This window comes from Kingella kingae ATCC 23330 (assembly GCF_900111845.1).
GTDB lineage: Bacteria > Pseudomonadota > Gammaproteobacteria > Burkholderiales > Neisseriaceae > Kingella > Kingella kingae.
In genome coordinates this window covers 1-17,544 of the sequence record NZ_FOJK01000008.1, presented here as the reverse complement: position 1 = coordinate 17,544, position 17,544 = coordinate 1, and the positions used below count along the sequence as shown (strand labels likewise).

Genomic DNA, 17,544 nt, shown 5'->3' with positions numbered 1-17,544 from the left:
TGGATAGTAAAGTATTTGCGGTATGGCTGCAAGCATGGCTACAATTCATGTTTTACAAAATCATGCGCGATTGAAATCCCACATCAACAAGGAAATCACATGAACGTTCAAGCAGTTTTGTTTGACCTAGACGGCACATTGGCAGACACGGCAGTGGATTTGGGCGGTGCGCTCAACGATTTATTGCGCGAAAAAGGTTTGCCCGAAAAAGCGTTGGCAGACATTCGCCCACACGCCAGCCACGGCAGCGCGGCTTTGTTGCAATTTGGCGCAGGCATATCCGCGCAACACCACGATTTTGCTCAATGGCGCGAAGAATATTTGCAAGCATACGACCGTTGTTTTGACCGCGATACGGTGCTGTTTGACGGCATTAACGAATTGATAAGCAGCCTGCACGCACAGGGCTTTGCGTGGGGCATTATCACCAATAAACCCAAACGCTTTACCGACCGCCTTGTCCCCAAACTGGGCTTTGCTGTGCCGCCTGCGGTGGTGGTGAGTGGCGACACTTGCGCCGAAGCCAAACCAAGCGTGTTGCCGATGTTGTATGCCTGCAAACAACTGGGCGTGCAGGCTGCTTCGTGCGTGTATGTGGGCGACGCAGAGCGCGATATTCAAGCAGGACGCGCGGCTGGCATGAAAACGGTGTTGGCGGCGTGGGGCTACATTGGCGAACACGATACGCCCGAAACGTGGGGTTATGATGTCGCTGCCAATCAGCCGTTGGATATTTTGAATTTTTGTATATAAACAATATGATAGATTATATTGAACTGGTGCGACTGCTGGAACAGCGTAACCATCGTTTTGCCAGCGAACCCGACAAGGCAACGCAACTGGTGCAGGCTGCTTCGGGCGATGTGCTGCACCGTTTACATCAACGTGCCAAAATCATGGACGCAACGCAAGAAATCCAAAGCAGCCTGCACCATTGGCAATCGCGTTTGGCGTGGTTTAAGACCGTGTTGTGCGTGGTTTGGGCGATTTTGGGTTTTGTGGCGACTTTTGCGCTGATGCAGCAAAGCAATTTGCAATTTTTTCTGATTTTATGGGGCGTGTTGGGCGCAAATACGCTAATGTTACTGTGGTGGCTGTGGCGCGTGTTGCGACCCAACAAAACGCGATACGCTTGGCAAAACGCGCTGCTGCGCCCCAAATCGGACAACCCAATCCAACAAGCCTTATGGCAACACACGCTGCAACAGCAACAAACGCCGCACGGACGCTGGCGCATGGACGCGACCGCACATCAACTTGCCTTGTGCAGCCTGCTTGGTATGTTTGTCGCCACTTTGCTGCTCCTAACCGTGCGCCAATACACGTTTGACTGGCAAAGCACGCTGTTGCAAGCCCCGACTTTGGCAAAGTGGGTGTACGCGCTATCGTGGTTGCCCGCGCAACTGGGTTGGCAAACACCCAACGAGCAAATGGTGTACGCCACGCAAAATCAAGCCAATGTGCAGGCTGCTTCAGCTTGGGCAAACTTATTGCTCGGCAGCATCATCTGCTATGGCATTGCACCGCGTTTGTTGGCGTGGTTACTGTGTTGGGCGCAACAAAAACGCCATCAAACCACGCTGGATTTGCGTTTACCGTATTACCAAAACATCGTGCAAAAATGGCAACAACGCATTACCGATAGCGCAGACGACTATCGCCCCGATGCGCCACAAAAGCAGCCTGCACCACAAATCGTGTTCAGCGAAAACGCTTTGCATTGGGCAGTTTTATTGGATTCGCCCAGCAGCCAACATCAATCCAATTGGTTCGCGCAAACTTTGGGACACGATTGGGTGGACTATGGCAGCGTTGCCGAACGCAGCGAGTTTACCCAAGTGCAGGCTGCTTTGGCACAAGAAAACGTGCAATTATTGATTGGCATACGCGCAGCCAGTTTGCCCGACCGCGGCAATGTGCGCCGCATTCAACAGCTTGCCAGCCAAGCCCAAAGCGGTGTGGTGTTGCGTTTGCTGCACAATGGTAACGAAAGCAGCCTGCACCAAGAAACCGCCCAGCAATGGCGCGATGTCGCACAAGAGAATGCTTGGGTGTGTTTGGATTGAATACCGCCAACTCGTCCTCTCTCCCCGTGAGAGAGGACTAGGGAGAGGGAAAAGCGTTGTATTATTTTGATAGCAATTTGCTGTAACGCAACTGTTTTACCTTCTCTCTAGCTCTCTCTCACAGGAGAGAGAACCAAATTGCTGAATTTTCACGATTTACCGATAAATGATGTATTTTGTAAACAAAAAGGAAATAAAACATGACCTTCCCCACTTTTTTCAATCAAGCCCCCACCATTCAACTGCGCGACCCATTGGCGCAATTTTTGGGTGCGACCGCCAGCGGCATCATCACTTATCGCTACGAAGATGCCGTCAAACTGTGCGGACATTCCTGCCCCACCGTTGCCAGTGCGTATCTGATGACCATTCGCGGCATACAGGCTTTGTATGGCGATGAAATGCCCGAGCGCGGCAACATCAGCGTGCAAATTCGTGGCGAACGCAATCAAGGCACGACAGGCGTAACCGCATCAGTCGCGACTTTGCTCACAGGCGCGGCAACCGATTTGGGCTTTGGCGGCATTGGCGCAGCAGCCCGTTTTGCACGGCGCAATCTATTGCAGTTTGCCCCAGATTTGTCGGGCGAAATCGTGTTACGCCGACAAGACACAGGCGCAAGCGTGAGCGTGGCATTCAATGGACAACTCGTGCCGTTTGCACCCGAAATGCGCGACATCATGCCTCTAGCCGTGAGTGGTCAAGCCGATGCCGATACGTTGGCGCGATTTGGCGAACTGTGGCAAGCGCGAGTGCAAGCGATTTTGGTAGAACAGGTAAACAATCCAGAATTGATTGTGGTACAAAAAATCTAAATCAAGGACAAAACATGAACACAGCCACTATTTGCAACGAATTTACCGACTCCAACGAATTATTAAGCCAGCTGCCGCCAGCCGTTACCATTTTTGGCAGCGCACGAATTGCCCCCAGCCACCCTGAATATTTGCGAACCGAGCGTTTGGCGCGATTGCTGTCCGATAGCGGTTTTTCGGTGTTTTCGGGCGGTGGGCCAGGCATTATGGAAGCGGCAAACAAAGGCGCGTTTGCAGGCAAAAGCCCAACCGTGGGCATGAACATTATTTTGCCGCACGAACAAAAAAATAATCCATATCAAGATATTACGCTCACGTTTGAAAATTTTCCATCGCGCAAAGCCATGTTGGTCAATCACTCATTTGCATTTGTGGTGATGATAGGCGGATTTGGCACGCTGGACGAATTGTTTGAAACACTCACGCTAATCCAAACGCGCAAAATCCAGCCCTGCCCTGTGGTGTTGGTGGGCAAAGCATTTTGGCAAGGTTTGTTGGATTGGCTGCGCGAACAACTGCTCACGCAAAATTTGATTCATGCCGATGACTTTGATTTGATTTACGTGTTGGACGATGAAGACGAAATCATCAAAACAATTCAGCAATTTAAGCCATAAAAAGCAGCCTGCACTCAAAGGAAACCCATGTCAAAACATCAACACGAAGACGAACGTGACGACACCATGCGCCTAGACAAATGGCTGTGGGCAGCACGATTTTTCAAAACCCGCAGCCTTGCCAGCAAACACATCGAACTAGGGCGCGTGTCGGTAAACGGCATCAAAACCAAAACCAGCAAATATATTGTGGTAGGCGATGTGGTGGATTTAACGCTCAACTCATTGCCCTACAAAATCAAAGTGTTGGCACTCAATCATCAGCGCCGACCTGCGCCCGAAGCACGTTTGCTGTATGAAGAAGACGCACCCACCATCGCCAAACGTGAAGCGCAAAAAGCACTAGACCAAGCCAGTCGCATCACCGCCGCCTATCCAGACGGACGACCAACCAAACGCGACCGCCGTCAGTTAGACCGAATGAAACGTAGAGATTGGTAAACAAAGCAGCCTGCACTTATTTACAAAGTGCAGGCTGCTTTTTTACGCGATTAAATCCAATTATTTCGCTTGTGGAACGCGCAATGTTTGGTCATCGCCAAACCATTTTGCATAGATTTCGTCATATTTGCCGTTGGCGCGAATGTTTTTCAAACCCTCGTTGATTTTGCCGATCAAAGCAGTGTTGCCTTTTTTTACGGCAAAGCCCACGCGCACGTCTTCCGATTTGTCGTACACAGCAGTATAAACTTTCGGTTTGTTCGCTGCTTGGTTATTTTTGTGGTGGTAGCTCAACACACCAGCATCGCCCAAAACATAATCCGCTTCGCCACGAACAAAAGTAGAGTAAGCGTTATACAAGCCATTGGTGGTAGATACATTAGGCACATTGGCGGCTTTCAACACATCATGCGTGTGTGAACCTTCTTGGGTAATCACTTTTTTGCTACCCAAATCAGCCAAAGTTTGCGGTTCAGTGCCACCTGCTTTACCCATGATTACGTTTGGTGCAAATGCATAAGGTACAGACATTTCAGATTGTGCCAAACGTTCCGCGCTCAGACCCAAGCAAGCTGCCAAGATTTGATACTGACCTTCTTTGAGCGATGGGAATAATTGTGCGCGTTCGGTTGAAATGAAATCAACCGAAAAGCCTTGGTCTTCACCAATCGCGCGTAAAATGTCCACATCAAAGCCAGTAATTTGACCTTGGTCGTCTTTAAAATCAAACGGCGGATAGCTGGCATCTGTACCCACAATATAATGCTCTGCTTTTTTGGTTGCGGTTGCAGCAGGAGCGGCTTTTGTGCTGCTGGCTTGCACAGCTGGGGTATTGTTGGTTGAGCTTTGTGATGATGCAGATTTCTCGCCACATGCTGCCAAAACCAGTAAACAAGCCAAAACAAAACTGGTTTTCTTCATTTTATAATCCTATTATTCCATTCAAAAAAAGAAAAAAAGGGTTTAGGCATTCCACTTAAAATAGAATGACTAATATACACGATAAACCTAATACAATTTAATTATTCTTAACAAAAACCTTTAAATTGTTGCACATTACCAACAATTTTTTATTAAAATAACCTGTTATAACTTTACAAATACTTATTTATGAACATTGAGCAACAAAAAAAGCTCGCCCCTTTGGGCTTGGTAGTCGGCTGCATCGTGTTTGGCATGGGCAGCGTGATTGTCGCGCACGTTCCAGTTGGCGCGTATGCGATTGCCTTTTGGCGATTGCTGGTTGCAGGCGTGATTTTCGTGCTGCTGTCGCGCTGGTTTGGACACAAATTGCCCCAAAACCGCACCGCACGACAATACGCGCTGGTTGCAGGCTGCTTTTTGGGTTTGGATTTATCGCTCTGGCACGAAAGTATTTACGCAGTTGGGCCGGGTATTTCTACGCTACTCAACAGCTTGCAAATTTTTTGGCTATCGCTTATCGGCTGGATTTGGTTTAGCGAAAAATTATCGCGCCTGCAAATCATCAGTCTAATCATGGCATTAACAGGCATGGCACTCATCGGCAGCCCCGAATTTGGACACAATAGCAACGCGCTGTGGGGCTTTGTATCGGGCATTGTGTCGGGCTTAATGTTGTCGCTGTCTATGGTGTTTGTTCGCAAAACCCACGAAGTAGAACGCACTGCTATTTTTCCGCTGATGCTATTGGTGAGCGTAGGCGGTGTGGCGGTATTACTGTTGCCAGCATTGGTATTCAACAGCCACAATTTTTTGCCACAAACATGGGCGCAAATCGGCTGGATTTTGGTGTATGGCGCGGTGATGCAATGCTTCGCGTGGGGCATGATTGCTTATGCTATCCCCTTGTTATCACTCAATTTAGCAGGGCTGTTATTGTTGAGCGAACCCGTTGCCGCCCTGCTGATTGACTTCATCTTTTTGGGCAAAGACATCAACACATTGCAATGGTTTGGCGCAGCTTTAACCATGTTGGCGATTTATTTAGGCTCGCTCAAAACCAGTCATTAAATCATGCTAAAATACCGCTCATTTTTTGCAATACAGGATTAACCGTGGAATTCAATCAAATCTCATACGCCGCCATTGGCATTATTTGCGTTGGCGCGATTATGTTGTTTAGCAGCAGCAAGCAGCGCACCGCCGAAAACGAGTGGAGCAACACCTTGCAATGGGGCTATTTGCTCATGATGATGGGCATTTTTGGCTTGCTATCGTTTTCGCTGGCGTGGAGTTTTACCGCCGTTTTGCTGCTGTTCACACTCATCACAGGCGCGACATGGCTGTGGAAAAAAATCTCGCATAAAAACAAAGACATTCCCGACAACAACCATTTTCGCGATTACATGGCAGGCTTTTTCCCGATTATCGCCATTGTGTTTGTGTTGCGAACCTTTGTCGCCGAGCCGTTTCAAATTCCGTCCAGCTCTATGCGTCCAGGTTTGGTCAAAGGCGATTTTATTTTGGTGAACAAATTTGCTTACGGCATTCGCATTCCCGTCATCAATAGCGTGTTGATTCCGACAGGGCAAGTGCAGCGTGGCGATGTTGCCGTGTTTACCTATCCTGTGGACACCAAATTAAACTACATCAAACGCATTGTCGGCGTGGCTGGCGATGTGATTGAATACAAAGACAAAGTTTTGACGGTTAATGGCGAAGTACAAACCACCATTCCAGCATCTGCGTCCAATTATGTTTATCCAGATGACCGCGAACCAATGATTCAGCGCGAGGCCAGCCAGTTCAACACCCAATTTTTTGGACGCGAATTTGCAATTTTGCAGGAAAACAATATGCCATCTGTGGACGCAGGAACGTGGAATAATTATCAAGATTTGATGCACAAACAAAACTTTGCCAGCGGTTTGGAGCAACATTGCACTTACGAAGCCGATGGCAGCGGCTTTAAATGCACCGTGCCAGAAGGCAAATATTTTGCCATGGGCGACAACCGCGATGCGAGTGCCGATAGCCGTTATTGGGGTTTTGTTGATGATAAATTGATGGTGGGCAAAGCCTTTTTGATTTGGCTAAATCCAACTGATTTGAGCCGCATTGGGCATATGATTGATTAAACAAAGCAGCCTGCACTTTTTGGTTGATTCAAAGTGCAGGCTGCTTTTCATGATTACAAAGCAGCCTGCACTTTTTCCAAATATTCGCGCAAAGCCACTTCGTCCAAATGCCAATGACAAATTTCGTGGTCATTGTGCAACAAAACAGGGACTAACTCATTGTATTTCTGTTCCAAATCGGGGAAGTCGTCAATTTCCACAATCTCCAATTCAAAGCCAAATTCGGCTTGATACGGCTGCAACGCATCGTGCATTTGATGACACAAACCGCAATAGGGGCGAAACATCAGCGTTAATTTCATCGGATAGATTCCTTATCACACAAAAAAATCGGGCAACCCAAATGCCACCCGATTTTTTTTGTTTATCAACTTAATTGATATTACACGATTTCCGCTTTGGTAATCACTACCGCATCAACAGGCACATCATCGTGGAAACCGTGGCTTTTGGTTTTCACGCCTTCAATCGCGTCCACCACATCAAAGCCGTCTGTTACTTTGCCGAACACCGCGTAGCCCCACTCTTGCACCACCGTTTTGCCGTGCAATTCTTTGGCGCGGTAGTTCAAAAACACGTTGTCGTTGGTGTTGATAAAAAATTGTGCGCTGGCAGAATGCGGCTGCGAAGTACGCGCCATAGCAATCGTGTATTTGTCGTTAGACAAGCCGTTATGCGCTTCATTTTGAATGCTGTCGCGCGTGTCTTTTTCGTGCATATCCGCGTCCATGCCGCCGCCTTGAATCATAAAGCCTTTGATTACGCGATGAAAAATCACGCCATCATAAAAACCGTCTTTAACGTATTGTTCAAAATTGGCTACCGTAATTGGAGCTTGTTCGTGATTCAATTCCAATGTAATCGTGCCAAAATTGGTGTGTAATTTCACTGCCATAGTTATTTTCCTTGTTACAAAAAGTTTATTTTACGATGCGAATGCTTTTAATCACAATCGCTTGGGTTGGGACATTTTGGTGCATCATGCGTGTGGTGGTGCGTGTTTTGGCAATGCGTTGCACCACGTCCATGCCTTTGCTCACGCGCCCAAACACGGCATAGCCATAGCCTTGCTCGGTTTTATCGCGATGATTCAAAAAATCGTTGTCGGCGACGTTGATAAAAAATTGGCTACTTGCCGAATGCGGTGCAGCCGTACGCGCCATAGCGATTGTGCCAACTGTGTTTTTCAAGCCGTTATCCGCTTCGTTGGCAACGGTTTGGGTGGCTGGTTTTTCCAGCATATCCGCCGTCATACCGCCGCCTTGAATCATAAAACCGTCTATCACGCGATGAAAAATCGTGCCGCTATAAAAGCCTTTTTGCGCGTATTGCACAAAGTTGGCAACGGTTTTTGGGGCGCGTTTTTCGTCCAACTGCAATTCTATGTTGCCCAGATTGGTTTCAATCACAGCACGAGTTTCGGCGTAGGCGGTTAAAGTGCAGGCTGCTAATATGCCTGCGACTAAATAGCGTTTCATATTCATATCTATATCCTTGGTTAGGTTGATGCAAGCCCGCGATTGTAGCAAAAGCAGCCTGCACGAATGGTTATTTTTTAATGAAGACCAAATCCCACACACCGTGACCCAACCGCTTACCACGCGCTTCAAACTTGGTCTCGGGACGATAATCGGGCGTGGGCGCGTAATCGGTGGCGGTGTTTTGCAGTTTATCGGGGAAACTTTGCAGCACTTCCAGCATTTGCACCGCGTATTCTTCCCAGTCGGTCGCCAAGTGGATATAACCGCCCTGCGCCAATTTGGGCAACAGTTTTTCAATAAACGGCTGCTGAATCAAACGGCGTTTGTTGTGGCGTTTTTTGTGCCATGGGTCGGGGAAAAAAATGTGAATGCCGTGCAGGCTGCCATCGGGCAACATTTGTTCTACCACTTCCACCGCGTCATGGCGCATCACGCGAATGTTGGAAATATTTTGCTCGGCAATCAATTTACACAAATTGCCCACGCCAGGCCCGTGTACGTCAATCGCCAAAAAATCGCAATCGGGCAAACGCTGGGCGATTTCGGCAGTTGCCACGCCCATGCCAAAGCCAATTTCCAACACTTTGGGTTGATTGCGCCCAAAGGTTTGATTTAGGTCTATGGCGTAATTTTGAAAATCTACGCCCACGCTTGCCCAGTTGTCATCAATCGCTTTTTGTTGCGCGGCAGTCATGTGTCCTTGTCGCAACACAAACGATTTAATGCTACGGCGATGTTCTTGGGGGACTTCGGGGGTTGGGTTGTTAGTGTTTTGTTCGGTCATTTTGTTGATTTAGTTTTGGTTAAATAAAAAAGCAGCCTGCACTTTATTCGCGACAAACGCCCGCTTTACGCGCAATTTCCAAGCCTTCTTCAATCGTCAGATAAGTCGGATTATCGGGCAAGTGGCGCAAAATAATTTTGCCGTCTTGGAACATTGCCAATTCGTTGCAGGCAAATTGATGCCACGTTTCGTTATCGGTCAAAGGCAAGGTGGTAATAATTGCCACACGGTCATCTGGCGTGGTGACTTTGGAAAAGTCAATTTCAATATCGGTGTCCACCAAATGCGCGTGTCCAAACGGAGCTTCGCGCACAATGTAATGCAGCAGCGTGCTGGCGTGTGCATACATCACCTCGCCGTCCGACAAAATCATGTTGAACATACCGTATTGTTGCACTTCGACACACAAAGGTTGCAGCGCGTGAAATAGCTCAACATGGCTGGGTTTACTGGGAAACTGCTCGCGCAATCGGTCTAAAATATAACAAAAAGCGCGTTCCGAATCGGTATTGCCAACAGGTTGATAGTAATACGTTTTGGGCTGAAAAGTGCTTTTTAAATTGCCGTTGTGGGCAAACAGCCAATAACCGCCCCACAATTCGCGCTGAAATGGGTGCGTGTTTTCCAGCGATGTGCGTCCTTGCGTGGCTTTGCGAATGTGCGAAATTACGTTTTTGGATTTGATGTGGTAATTGCGTACCAATTCGGCAACAGGCGATTGGGCGCACGGGTGGTCGTCCAAAAATAAGCGCAAGCCGCGTCCTTCAAAAAAACCGATGCCAAAGCCGTCTGTGTGGTGGTCGGTTTGTCCGCCACGTTTGGCAAAACCTGAAAACGAAAACGATATATCGGTGGGTAGGTGGCAGTTCATGCCGAGTAGCTGGCACATGAGTGTTCCTCTGATTCATAGTGAATTAAATTTAGATTAGTACAGTGTTGCCAACTCCCTTATGTACTAGATGTACACGGCGGTCGTTGTCGCCTTGTCCTAATCTAAATTTAATCCACTATATTCTTATAGATGAAAAGGCTGAATTATAGCGTTTTTATGCGATTAGGGCTAAAATGCCGTTTTATTTTTTTGTGTACAAACGAGAGAAATCATTATGATATTTCACCCCGATGTGATGGGCGTTGATGCCCTTGCTCACAAAATCCGCAAAGTTCCCAACTGGCCACAAGACGGCATTTTGTTCCACGACATCACGCCTGTGTTGCAAAGCCCAGAATATTTCCGCTTGTTGGTGGATTTGTTTACTTATCGCTACATGGGTCAAAAAATTGACGTGGTTGCTGGCTTGGACGCGCGAGGCTTTATTATTGGCGCAGCGCTGGCGTATCAATTAAACGTAGGGTTTGTGCCGATTCGCAAAAAAGGCAAGTTGCCATTTAACACTGTGTCGCGCAGCTACGCGCTGGAATACGGCGAAGCAACGATTGAAATCCATACCGATGCGCTCACCGCCGGCAGCCGTGTGTTGTTGGTGGACGATTTGGTGGCAACAGGTGGCACGATGCTGGCAAGCGTGGATTTGATTCGCCAACTGGGCGGCGTGGTGGTGGAAGCCTGCGCGATTTTGGAGTTTACCGATTTGGAAGGCGCGCAAAAAATTCGCGATAGCAATGTGCCTTTGTTTACTTTGTTGCAAAACGAAGGGTGTATGTAAACATAGTAAAAAGCAGCCTGCACTTTAGTGTGATTTAAAGTGCAGGCTGCTTTTTTGCGACAATATTTGGTTTTTGCGCCAAACAAGGCTACAATGTCATTTGCATTAACTTTACTTAACACATGATTAGGGAATGCGAATATGACACCACGTTACACCGTTTTTGGTAATCCTGTTGCACACAGCAAATCCCCACAAATTCATCAATGCTTTGCCGCACAAGAAGGCGTACAAATTGAATACACGCGCACCTTTGCCGAAAACACCGCACAAGATTTTGGCGATGGCGTTCGCGCTTTTTTTGCACAAAATGGACGTGGAGCAAATGTGACCCTGCCGTTTAAAGGTTTTGCCTACGATTTGGTGCAGGCACACACCGAACGCGCTCGGGCAGCGGGCGCAGTCAATACGCTGATTCCGCAAGCAGACGGCACTTTGCTGGGCGACAACACCGACGGCGAAGGCTTGGTGCGCGACTTATGCCAGCACTTGCAATTCAATCTACACAATAAAAACATTTTGCTTTTGGGCGCAGGTGGCGCGACTCGTGGCGTGGTTTTGCCGCTAGCAGCCTGCAATCCTGCCAGCATCACCATTGCCAATCGCACACACGATAAAGCCATTGAATTGGCTCAGTTGTTTGATATTGCCGCTCTGCCCTTTCATCAATTAAATCAATCTTATGACATTATTATCAACGCAACATCGGGTAGCATAGACGATAGCATTCCAGATGTATCGCCCGATATTTTTGCAGGCTGCTCGTTGGCATACGATATGTTTTATGCGAACCAGCCCACCGCGTTCATGCAATTTGCCGCGCAACATGGCGCACAGCAAACATCTGACGGCTTGGGTATGTTGGTCGGGCAAGCGGCGGCATCGTATCAGCAATGGCGACAATTCACGCCCGAAATCGCACCTGTTATCGCCCAAATTCGTGCGGAGATGACCGCGTGAAAATCAACTGGACGTGGCTGCTAGCTTTGCCTGTGTTGGTGTTAATTTTGTTCAACGTATATGCCTATGGCAACATTATTGCCTATCGCGCCCTTGCGCCGCATCGCACCGCATTTATGAATATGCGTATGGCAGAGCTGGCGGAACAAAAGCCCAATGTGGCGTTGGACTATCGTTGGGTGGATTACGAGCAAATTTCTATCAACCTAAAAAAAGCCTTAATCGCTTCGGAAGATGCAAATTTTGCTGAACACGATGGCTTTGACTGGAACGGCATCAAACACGCATTGGCGCGCAATGAACGCAGCGGCAAAATTCGCGCAGGCGGTTCAACGATTAGCCAACAGCTTGCCAAGAATTTGTTTTTAAACGAAAGCCGCAGCTATTTTCGTAAAGCAGAAGAAGCCGCGCTCACGGCAATGATTGAAGCCACCACCGATAAAGACCGCATCTACACGTTGTATTTGAACGTGATTGAATGGGGTTATGGCGTGTATGGCGCAGAAGCTGCCGCGCAGTATTTTTATAAGCAGCCTGCACATCGCTTAACCAAAGTGCAGGCTGCTCAGTTAGCCGCTCGCGTGCCACGTCCACTCTATTATGCGGATAATCCACGCGATGCCGCACTTAAACGCAAAACCAATGTGATTTTGCGCCGTATGGGTTCAGCAGCGTTGCCAGAGTAAGCAAAAGCAGCCTGCACTTTTTGTTGTTGTTTTATTTTTTTGACGAACGTTCAGGAGACATCATCATGAAAACCAAAACCATCGTTTTATTAACGTCTTTGCTGTTTGCTAGTGGCGCACAAGCGTATGAAGCGGGCAAAACCTATCGCTATACGGTCATTCACAGCAACGATACGCACGGTCGCTTCTGGGCAAACGAAAAAGGCGAATACGGCTTTGCGGCTCAAAAAACCACGATTGACCACATTCGCCAAGAAGTCGCAGCACAAGGTGGCACGGTGCTGGTTTTGCACGCAGGCGACATCAACACAGGTGTACCAGAATCAGACTTGCTCAATGCACGCCCTGATATTGAAGGTTTGAACGCCATCAAATATGACGCGATGGCTCTCGGCAACCACGAATTTGATTTCCCTAACCAACTGCTTGCCAAACAAGAAGGCTGGGCAAAATTCCCATTTTTGTCGGCAAACATTATCAACAAACGCACAGGTCGCCATTTTGTTAAACCGCACGTTGTGATTAATCGCGGTGGTTTGAAATTTGGCGTAGTGGGCTTAACCACCGAAGAAACATCGTATTTGGGTAACCCAGATTACACCAAAAACGTGCGTTTCTTACCTGTTGCCGAATCAGCACAACGCAGTTTGGCACAACTGAATCGCCAAAAAGTTGATGTTCGCATTGCCTTGACGCATTTGGGCTACGAACACGATGTGGCGTTGGCAAAAGCCCTGCCAGCAGGCAGCTTTAACGCGATTATTGGCGGACACAGCCACACGATTGCTTGCGTTGATGACAAAGGTGAATTGGTAAGCAAATACGAACCGACCCAAGCGTGTCATCCAAATCAACAAAATGGCATGGCAATTATGCAGGCTGGCGAATGGGGCAAATACATTGGTCGCGCCGACTTTGAGTTTAAAGACGGTCAAAGCCGTTTGGTATCGTATCAGTTGATTCCAATCAACCTGAAAGCCAAACACACCACGGCAGATGGCAAAACCGAATACCGTATCGTTGGCGCGGAATACGTCCCCAATGCCGCTTTGTTGGCAAAACTGAAAACCTATCAAGACCAAGGCGATAAATTGTTGGGCGTAAAAGTTGGCACAGCAACCGAAGAATTTAACGGCAAGCGCGAATTGGTACGTAGCCAGCAAATGCCATTGGGTCAGTTAATTGGTCGCGCCCAAATGGAACGTGTTCAAGCCGATGTGGGTGTGATTAATTCAGGCAATTTGCGCGATACCTTGCCTGCTGGCGACATCACTTATAAACATATTTTGAAAGTGCAGCCATTTGGTAACACCGTTGCCAGCGTACCTTTAAAGGGTGCGAAATTGCGCGATTATCTGCAAAACATCGTCCACAAGAAAAAAGGCGAAGGTGCATATCCACAATTAATTGGCATGAAAGTGCAAACTTGTGGTGCAAACAACACTTTGACCAGCATCTTGGTTAAGGGCAAGCCTTTGGACGACAATCAAACCTACACTTTGTCGGTGGCTTCATATTTAGCAGTAGGTGGCGATGGCTATCCCGTGTTGCGTGGTTTGCCTAAATACAACGAATCAGGTTTTGTTGATGCAGAAATCATGAAAGACTACATCACGCGCCACAGCCCAGTGAACCCTGCTGACTACACGCCTGATGTGTGGACGCACAGCGAAACCTGTTCAACCAAATAATTAAGGAATAGAAATGAAACTAAAATATTTGCCTTTATTGATGGCGGCCGCTTTGGCGGCTTGCGATTCCAAATCTGCGGCAACACCTGCTACGGCAAGTCAAACCAACACGGTGCAGGCTGCTTCCGAAACAGCTAGCACAACGATTGCGGCTTCTGATAACACCGTATCTGATAGCGCAACAACGGCTTCGGCTGTCGATGCAGGCATACCCAGCGTAGATGTTCGCAAAGACAATATTGGCGGCGATTTCACGCTAACCGATGGCAGCGGTAAGCCTTTTGCGTTGAGCAGCCTCAAAGGCAAAGCTGTGATTTTGTCGTTTGGCTTTACCAACTGCCCCGATGTTTGCCCAACCGAATTGCTAACATATAGCGATGCGCTCAAACAACTGGGCGACAAAGCCAAAGACGTGGCAGTCGTATTTGTGAGCGTGGACTACGAACGCGATACACCTGAATTGATTGGCAAATATGTTGCACAGTTCAATCCTAACTTTATTGGCTTAACCGACAGCAATGGCGGTCGCGATATTGCCATGGTCAAACAGCAATACCGCATCGTATCGGCAAAAACCGAAATTCAATCGGATACCGTGTACAACGTGGACCACTCGTCTGGCGCGTATCTGATTGATAAAAACGGCGAAGTGGCAATTTTTGAACCATTTGGCGCACATGCACCACAAATTGCTGCCGATTTGAGCAAATTGTTAGCCGAGTAATCCCAAAAAAGCAGCCTGTACAATACGATTTGTTGTGCAGGCTGCCTGTTCCTATGAAATAGATAAAAAATGACGACTTCCACACTAACCATTGCCCTATCCAAAGGGCGTATTTTTGAAGAAACCTTGCCGTTATTGGCAGCCGCAGGCATTGTGCCAAACGAAAATCCAGAAGCATCACGCAAGCTCATCATCGGTACAAATCACGATAATATTCAACTGGTTATTGTACGCGACAGCGATGTGCCAACTTATGTGCAATATGGCGCAGCCGATTTGGGCATTGCAGGCAAAGACGTACTCATCTAACACGGTGGCGAAGGCTTATATCAACCCTTGGATTTGAACATCGCCAAATGCCACATGATGGTTGCTGTCCAAAATGGTTTTGATTACGCCAGCGCGTCCAAAGCAGGCAAACGCTTGCGTGTAGCAACGCAACCAAATACCCCAGCATCGCCGCCGAACACTTTGCCGCAAAAGGCGTTCATGTGGACATCATTAAACTATATGGCTCAATGGAACTTGCGCCATTGGTGGGATTGAGTGATGCGATTGTGGATTTAGTTTCCACAGGCGGCACGCTTAAAGCCGACAATTTGCAAGCAGTGGAGCATATTTTAGACATTTCCAGCCGTTTGGTGGTGAACAAAGCTGCACTCAAAACCAAATACGAGCTGATTCAAAACATTATTCAAGCCTTTGCAGACACACGAACAAGCGACTAAAATGCAGGCTGCTTGTCCCTTTTTTGGAGCGAAATCATGAATTATTTATTGCTAGACCTTGCCAAAGTGCCAACCAAAACACGCGATATCCCATTTAAACAAGCGCGTTTAGCTTTGTTTGTGCGACCCAAAGCCGCCAAACGCCTAACCAGCCCAGAAGAACCACACGGCATTTATGTTTTGCCCGATAAAAATGCAGCGCACAGCATTGTGCAGGCTGCTTTTGAGATTTTATCGCATCACCCACAAGCACGATTAGCCATTGTTTCGCCACGCAAAAAATTAACCGATTTGCTTGCCAAACTGCAAAAGACTTATCCGCAAGCCACGATTTTTCATCAAAAGAAATTGGGTAAAAAAACACGCCGTTTTTTGAATCAACAGCCCAATCCATTGGTGATTGACTCGCAATCCGACCAACATCATCAGCCAAACCAACAAGAATTGTTGGCGCAACTGCATGCCGAACAAGCAGCCTGCACTATGTCAAACACGACAGAATCTGCATCACTACAACAAACTGCCCAAGCCATTCAAACTATGGCACAGCGTTATACCGCGCCCAATCCTGTGTTCACATTATTGGGCGATACACTCGTGCAGCCAAACCACGATGTATCCGATACTTTGGTCGCGCTGAAAAAAAATCGTCCCAAAAAGAAAAATGATTTATTGCGCCTGCTAACTCAACGCTGCCACAACGCAGAATTTGCCGAGCAAATCTTGGCAGGTTTACAAGAGCAAAACCATATTCAAATTGATGCGGCGCAAAATGTGCGTTATTTATTTTAACCACCCTTTTAAAAGTGCAGGCTGCTTTGGCTGAAAAAAGCAGCCTGCACTTTTTATTTATCTTTCAAACATACATATTTCTATGTTCAAAAATCTGATTTCATTGATGCGTTTGCGGACTTTGCCATTGGCAGTAACAACAGTTATCACAGCAAACTCTTTGGCGTGGCATGATGCTGATGCACGTGTTGCCGTGCTGGTGTGGGTGTTGCTCACGGTGCTGTTGCTGCAAATCACGTCTAATATCGCCAATGATTATGCCGACGGCATTCGCGGCACAGATGGAGAGGGTTTATTGAAGAAATTCATGTTTACTGATGTTAGTACGGGTGATGTCAATAATTTAAAACCTGTATTGAATAAGGTTAAAACCAATACGACCGTTTATGCCGATAAAGGTTACGATAGCTAAGACAATCGAGTATGGCTGGAAGAGAGGGCTTTAAAAGACGGCATTATGCGTAAGGCGAAAAGGAATACGCCCTTATCGCAGCAAGACATTGAACGCAACAAGAGATTAGCCAAAATTCGTTATCGTGTAGAACAGAGTTTTGCCATACTGCATAACAGATTCAAGCGTAAGAGAGCGAGTTATTTTGGTTTAGCCAAGGTGCAAGGTCAGTTGCAATTAAAAGTAATTTGTTTGAATTTGCTCAAAGCGGCAAACAAGTTAAGGCTTGTCGCGTCTATTGCTGCCTTAAAAGGGTAGAAATGCCCTGAAATGGGTGGATTAAGGCTTAATTTGGACATAATTTAGGCAAGAAAATGAGAAAATAAAAAAATAGCTGAAATTCTGTGATGGGATTTCAGCTATTTTTTGTTTTTTAGGGGCAAAGCATTCAGCCTGAATTTTTTTCGTTTTATCTTGTTACGCAACAAATATGCAGATAGCAAGCAAAACCTCCTGCGAATATAGATTATTAGCAGGAGGTTTGTAATAAAGAGTTTGGCGATGACCTACTTTCGCATAGGGACTATACTATCATCGGCGCTGGTTTGTTTCACTGTCCTGTTCGAGATGGGAAGGAGTGGG

21 protein-coding genes, 1 rRNA gene and 1 pseudogene are annotated in these 17,544 nt (G+C 47.3%); 16 read left to right on the top strand and 7 right to left on the bottom strand.

The features are described from left to right. Positions 1-99: 99 nt before the first annotated feature. From BQ5809_RS02910 to BQ5809_RS02890, 5 genes are all read left to right on the top strand, one after another. A complete protein-coding gene (locus BQ5809_RS02910) occupies positions 100-753 on the top strand; it encodes an HAD family hydrolase (RefSeq protein WP_003785016.1) in 654 nt (217 codons plus the stop codon). 5 nt (positions 754-758) lie between these two features. Next, positions 759-2,066, top strand: coding sequence for a DUF2868 domain-containing protein (locus BQ5809_RS02905; RefSeq protein ID WP_003785014.1), 1,308 nt, complete (start codon positions 759-761; stop codon positions 2,064-2,066). A 200-nt stretch (positions 2,067-2,266) separates the two neighbouring features. After that, positions 2,267-2,881, top strand: a complete 615-nt coding sequence (locus BQ5809_RS02900; RefSeq protein WP_003785013.1) for a hypothetical protein — start codon at positions 2,267-2,269, stop codon at positions 2,879-2,881. A gap of 14 nt (positions 2,882-2,895) precedes the next feature. Then, entirely contained in the window at positions 2,896-3,498 is a 603-nt protein-coding gene (locus BQ5809_RS02895) for an LOG family protein (protein WP_003785011.1), read from the top strand. Positions 3,499-3,525: 27 nt separating this feature from the next. Continuing rightward, the gene (locus BQ5809_RS02890) at positions 3,526-3,939 is read left to right on the top strand and encodes an RNA-binding S4 domain-containing protein (protein ID WP_003785008.1); all 414 of its coding nucleotides are present in this window, start codon (positions 3,526-3,528) and stop codon (positions 3,937-3,939) included. 60 nt (positions 3,940-3,999) lie between these two features. Here the strand turns inward: BQ5809_RS02890 and BQ5809_RS02885 are convergent, their stop codons facing one another. Beyond that, positions 4,000-4,860, bottom strand: a complete 861-nt coding sequence (locus BQ5809_RS02885; RefSeq protein WP_003785007.1) for a substrate-binding periplasmic protein — start codon at positions 4,858-4,860, stop codon at positions 4,000-4,002. Positions 4,861-5,049: 189 nt separating this feature from the next. On the opposite strand from BQ5809_RS02885, the gene BQ5809_RS02880 reads away from it, so the two are divergent. Together BQ5809_RS02880 and lepB are read left to right on the top strand one after the other, a co-directional pair. Next, entirely contained in the window at positions 5,050-5,931 is an 882-nt protein-coding gene (locus BQ5809_RS02880; RefSeq protein ID WP_003785004.1) for a DMT family transporter, read from the top strand. A 44-nt stretch (positions 5,932-5,975) separates the two neighbouring features. After that, entirely contained in the window at positions 5,976-6,998 is a 1,023-nt protein-coding gene (lepB, locus tag BQ5809_RS02875) for a signal peptidase I (RefSeq protein WP_003785002.1), read from the top strand. Positions 6,999-7,051: 53 nt separating this feature from the next. Here the strand turns inward: lepB and BQ5809_RS02870 are convergent, their stop codons facing one another. From BQ5809_RS02870 to BQ5809_RS02850, 5 genes are all read right to left on the bottom strand, one after another. Beyond that, positions 7,052-7,300 carry a glutaredoxin family protein gene (locus BQ5809_RS02870; RefSeq protein ID WP_003785000.1) on the bottom strand — a complete coding sequence of 83 codons (249 nt, stop codon included), beginning with the start codon at positions 7,298-7,300 and terminating at the stop codon, positions 7,052-7,054. An 80-nt stretch (positions 7,301-7,380) separates the two neighbouring features. After that, a complete protein-coding gene (locus tag BQ5809_RS02865) occupies positions 7,381-7,893 on the bottom strand; it encodes a peptidylprolyl isomerase (RefSeq protein ID WP_003784999.1) in 513 nt (170 codons plus the stop codon). 25 nt (positions 7,894-7,918) lie between these two features. Continuing rightward, the gene (locus BQ5809_RS02860; RefSeq protein ID WP_003784998.1) at positions 7,919-8,482 is read right to left on the bottom strand and encodes a peptidylprolyl isomerase; all 564 of its coding nucleotides are present in this window, start codon (positions 8,480-8,482) and stop codon (positions 7,919-7,921) included. Positions 8,483-8,546: 64 nt separating this feature from the next. Then, positions 8,547-9,263 carry a tRNA (guanosine(46)-N7)-methyltransferase TrmB gene (trmB, locus tag BQ5809_RS02855; protein ID WP_003784996.1) on the bottom strand — a complete coding sequence of 239 codons (717 nt, stop codon included), beginning with the start codon at positions 9,261-9,263 and terminating at the stop codon, positions 8,547-8,549. A 43-nt stretch (positions 9,264-9,306) separates the two neighbouring features. Then, positions 9,307-10,152 carry a class II glutamine amidotransferase gene (locus tag BQ5809_RS02850; RefSeq protein ID WP_003784995.1) on the bottom strand — a complete coding sequence of 282 codons (846 nt, stop codon included), beginning with the start codon at positions 10,150-10,152 and terminating at the stop codon, positions 9,307-9,309. A 217-nt stretch (positions 10,153-10,369) separates the two neighbouring features. On the opposite strand from BQ5809_RS02850, the gene BQ5809_RS02845 reads away from it, so the two are divergent. The 9 genes and pseudogenes from BQ5809_RS02845 to BQ5809_RS02805 all read left to right on the top strand — a co-directional run bounded on the left by BQ5809_RS02845 (position 10,370) and on the right by BQ5809_RS02805 (position 17,220). Further along, positions 10,370-10,930: an adenine phosphoribosyltransferase gene (locus BQ5809_RS02845; protein ID WP_003784993.1), complete on the top strand. Its 561-nt coding sequence runs from the start codon at positions 10,370-10,372 to the stop codon at positions 10,928-10,930. Between the two features lie 141 nt (positions 10,931-11,071). Continuing rightward, a complete protein-coding gene (aroE, locus tag BQ5809_RS02840) occupies positions 11,072-11,890 on the top strand; it encodes a shikimate dehydrogenase (protein WP_003784991.1) in 819 nt (272 codons plus the stop codon). Then, positions 11,887-12,576 carry a monofunctional biosynthetic peptidoglycan transglycosylase gene (gene mtgA, locus BQ5809_RS02835; protein ID WP_003784990.1) on the top strand — a complete coding sequence of 230 codons (690 nt, stop codon included), beginning with the start codon at positions 11,887-11,889 and terminating at the stop codon, positions 12,574-12,576. Before aroE ends, mtgA begins: the two co-directional genes overlap by 4 nt. A 65-nt stretch (positions 12,577-12,641) precedes the next feature. Further along, a complete protein-coding gene (gene ushA, locus BQ5809_RS02830) occupies positions 12,642-14,267 on the top strand; it encodes a bifunctional UDP-sugar hydrolase/5'-nucleotidase UshA (RefSeq protein WP_032827648.1) in 1,626 nt (541 codons plus the stop codon). A 13-nt stretch (positions 14,268-14,280) separates the two neighbouring features. Continuing rightward, positions 14,281-14,991: an SCO family protein gene (locus BQ5809_RS02825; RefSeq protein ID WP_003784988.1), complete on the top strand. Its 711-nt coding sequence runs from the start codon at positions 14,281-14,283 to the stop codon at positions 14,989-14,991. Between the two features lie 69 nt (positions 14,992-15,060). Beyond that, a pseudogene (gene hisG / locus BQ5809_RS02820) lies at positions 15,061-15,719 on the top strand (ATP phosphoribosyltransferase). Between the two features lie 36 nt (positions 15,720-15,755). Continuing rightward, entirely contained in the window at positions 15,756-16,511 is a 756-nt protein-coding gene (locus tag BQ5809_RS02815; RefSeq protein ID WP_003784984.1) for a hypothetical protein, read from the top strand. Between the two features lie 82 nt (positions 16,512-16,593). Beyond that, positions 16,594-16,923: a UbiA prenyltransferase family protein gene (locus BQ5809_RS11520; protein WP_003784983.1), complete on the top strand. Its 330-nt coding sequence runs from the start codon at positions 16,594-16,596 to the stop codon at positions 16,921-16,923. Between the two features lie 15 nt (positions 16,924-16,938). Continuing rightward, positions 16,939-17,220 carry a transposase gene (locus BQ5809_RS02805; RefSeq protein WP_266105388.1) on the top strand — a complete coding sequence of 94 codons (282 nt, stop codon included), beginning with the start codon at positions 16,939-16,941 and terminating at the stop codon, positions 17,218-17,220. Between the two features lie 235 nt (positions 17,221-17,455). Here the strand turns inward: BQ5809_RS02805 and rrf are convergent. After that, positions 17,456-17,544: ribosomal RNA gene (gene rrf, locus BQ5809_RS11515) — 5S ribosomal RNA — on the bottom strand; the annotation flags it as partial.

Coding starts and splice junctions, on each gene's coding strand:
- BQ5809_RS02815 (WP_003784984.1), top strand. CDS start 15,756: ATGAATTATTTATTGCTAGACCTTGCCAAAGTGCCAACCAAAACACGC.
- BQ5809_RS02910 (WP_003785016.1), top strand. CDS start 100: ATGAACGTTCAAGCAGTTTTGTTTGACCTAGACGGCACATTGGCAGAC.
- BQ5809_RS02825 (WP_003784988.1), top strand. CDS start 14,281: ATGAAACTAAAATATTTGCCTTTATTGATGGCGGCCGCTTTGGCGGCT.
- BQ5809_RS02885 (WP_003785007.1), bottom strand. CDS start 4,860: ATGAAGAAAACCAGTTTTGTTTTGGCTTGTTTACTGGTTTTGGCAGCA.
- BQ5809_RS02850 (WP_003784995.1), bottom strand. CDS start 10,152: ATGTGCCAGCTACTCGGCATGAACTGCCACCTACCCACCGATATATCG.
- BQ5809_RS02900 (WP_003785013.1), top strand. CDS start 2,267: ATGACCTTCCCCACTTTTTTCAATCAAGCCCCCACCATTCAACTGCGC.
- trmB (WP_003784996.1), bottom strand. CDS start 9,263: ATGACCGAACAAAACACTAACAACCCAACCCCCGAAGTCCCCCAAGAA.
- BQ5809_RS02895 (WP_003785011.1), top strand. CDS start 2,896: ATGAACACAGCCACTATTTGCAACGAATTTACCGACTCCAACGAATTA.
- BQ5809_RS02905 (WP_003785014.1), top strand. CDS start 759: ATGATAGATTATATTGAACTGGTGCGACTGCTGGAACAGCGTAACCAT.
- BQ5809_RS02890 (WP_003785008.1), top strand. CDS start 3,526: ATGTCAAAACATCAACACGAAGACGAACGTGACGACACCATGCGCCTA.
- aroE (WP_003784991.1), top strand. CDS start 11,072: ATGACACCACGTTACACCGTTTTTGGTAATCCTGTTGCACACAGCAAA.
- BQ5809_RS02865 (WP_003784999.1), bottom strand. CDS start 7,893: ATGGCAGTGAAATTACACACCAATTTTGGCACGATTACATTGGAATTG.
- BQ5809_RS02845 (WP_003784993.1), top strand. CDS start 10,370: ATGATATTTCACCCCGATGTGATGGGCGTTGATGCCCTTGCTCACAAA.
- BQ5809_RS02860 (WP_003784998.1), bottom strand. CDS start 8,482: ATGAATATGAAACGCTATTTAGTCGCAGGCATATTAGCAGCCTGCACT.
- ushA (WP_032827648.1), top strand. CDS start 12,642: ATGAAAACCAAAACCATCGTTTTATTAACGTCTTTGCTGTTTGCTAGT.
- BQ5809_RS02880 (WP_003785004.1), top strand. CDS start 5,050: ATGAACATTGAGCAACAAAAAAAGCTCGCCCCTTTGGGCTTGGTAGTC.
- BQ5809_RS11520 (WP_003784983.1), top strand. CDS start 16,594: ATGTTCAAAAATCTGATTTCATTGATGCGTTTGCGGACTTTGCCATTG.
- BQ5809_RS02870 (WP_003785000.1), bottom strand. CDS start 7,300: ATGAAATTAACGCTGATGTTTCGCCCCTATTGCGGTTTGTGTCATCAA.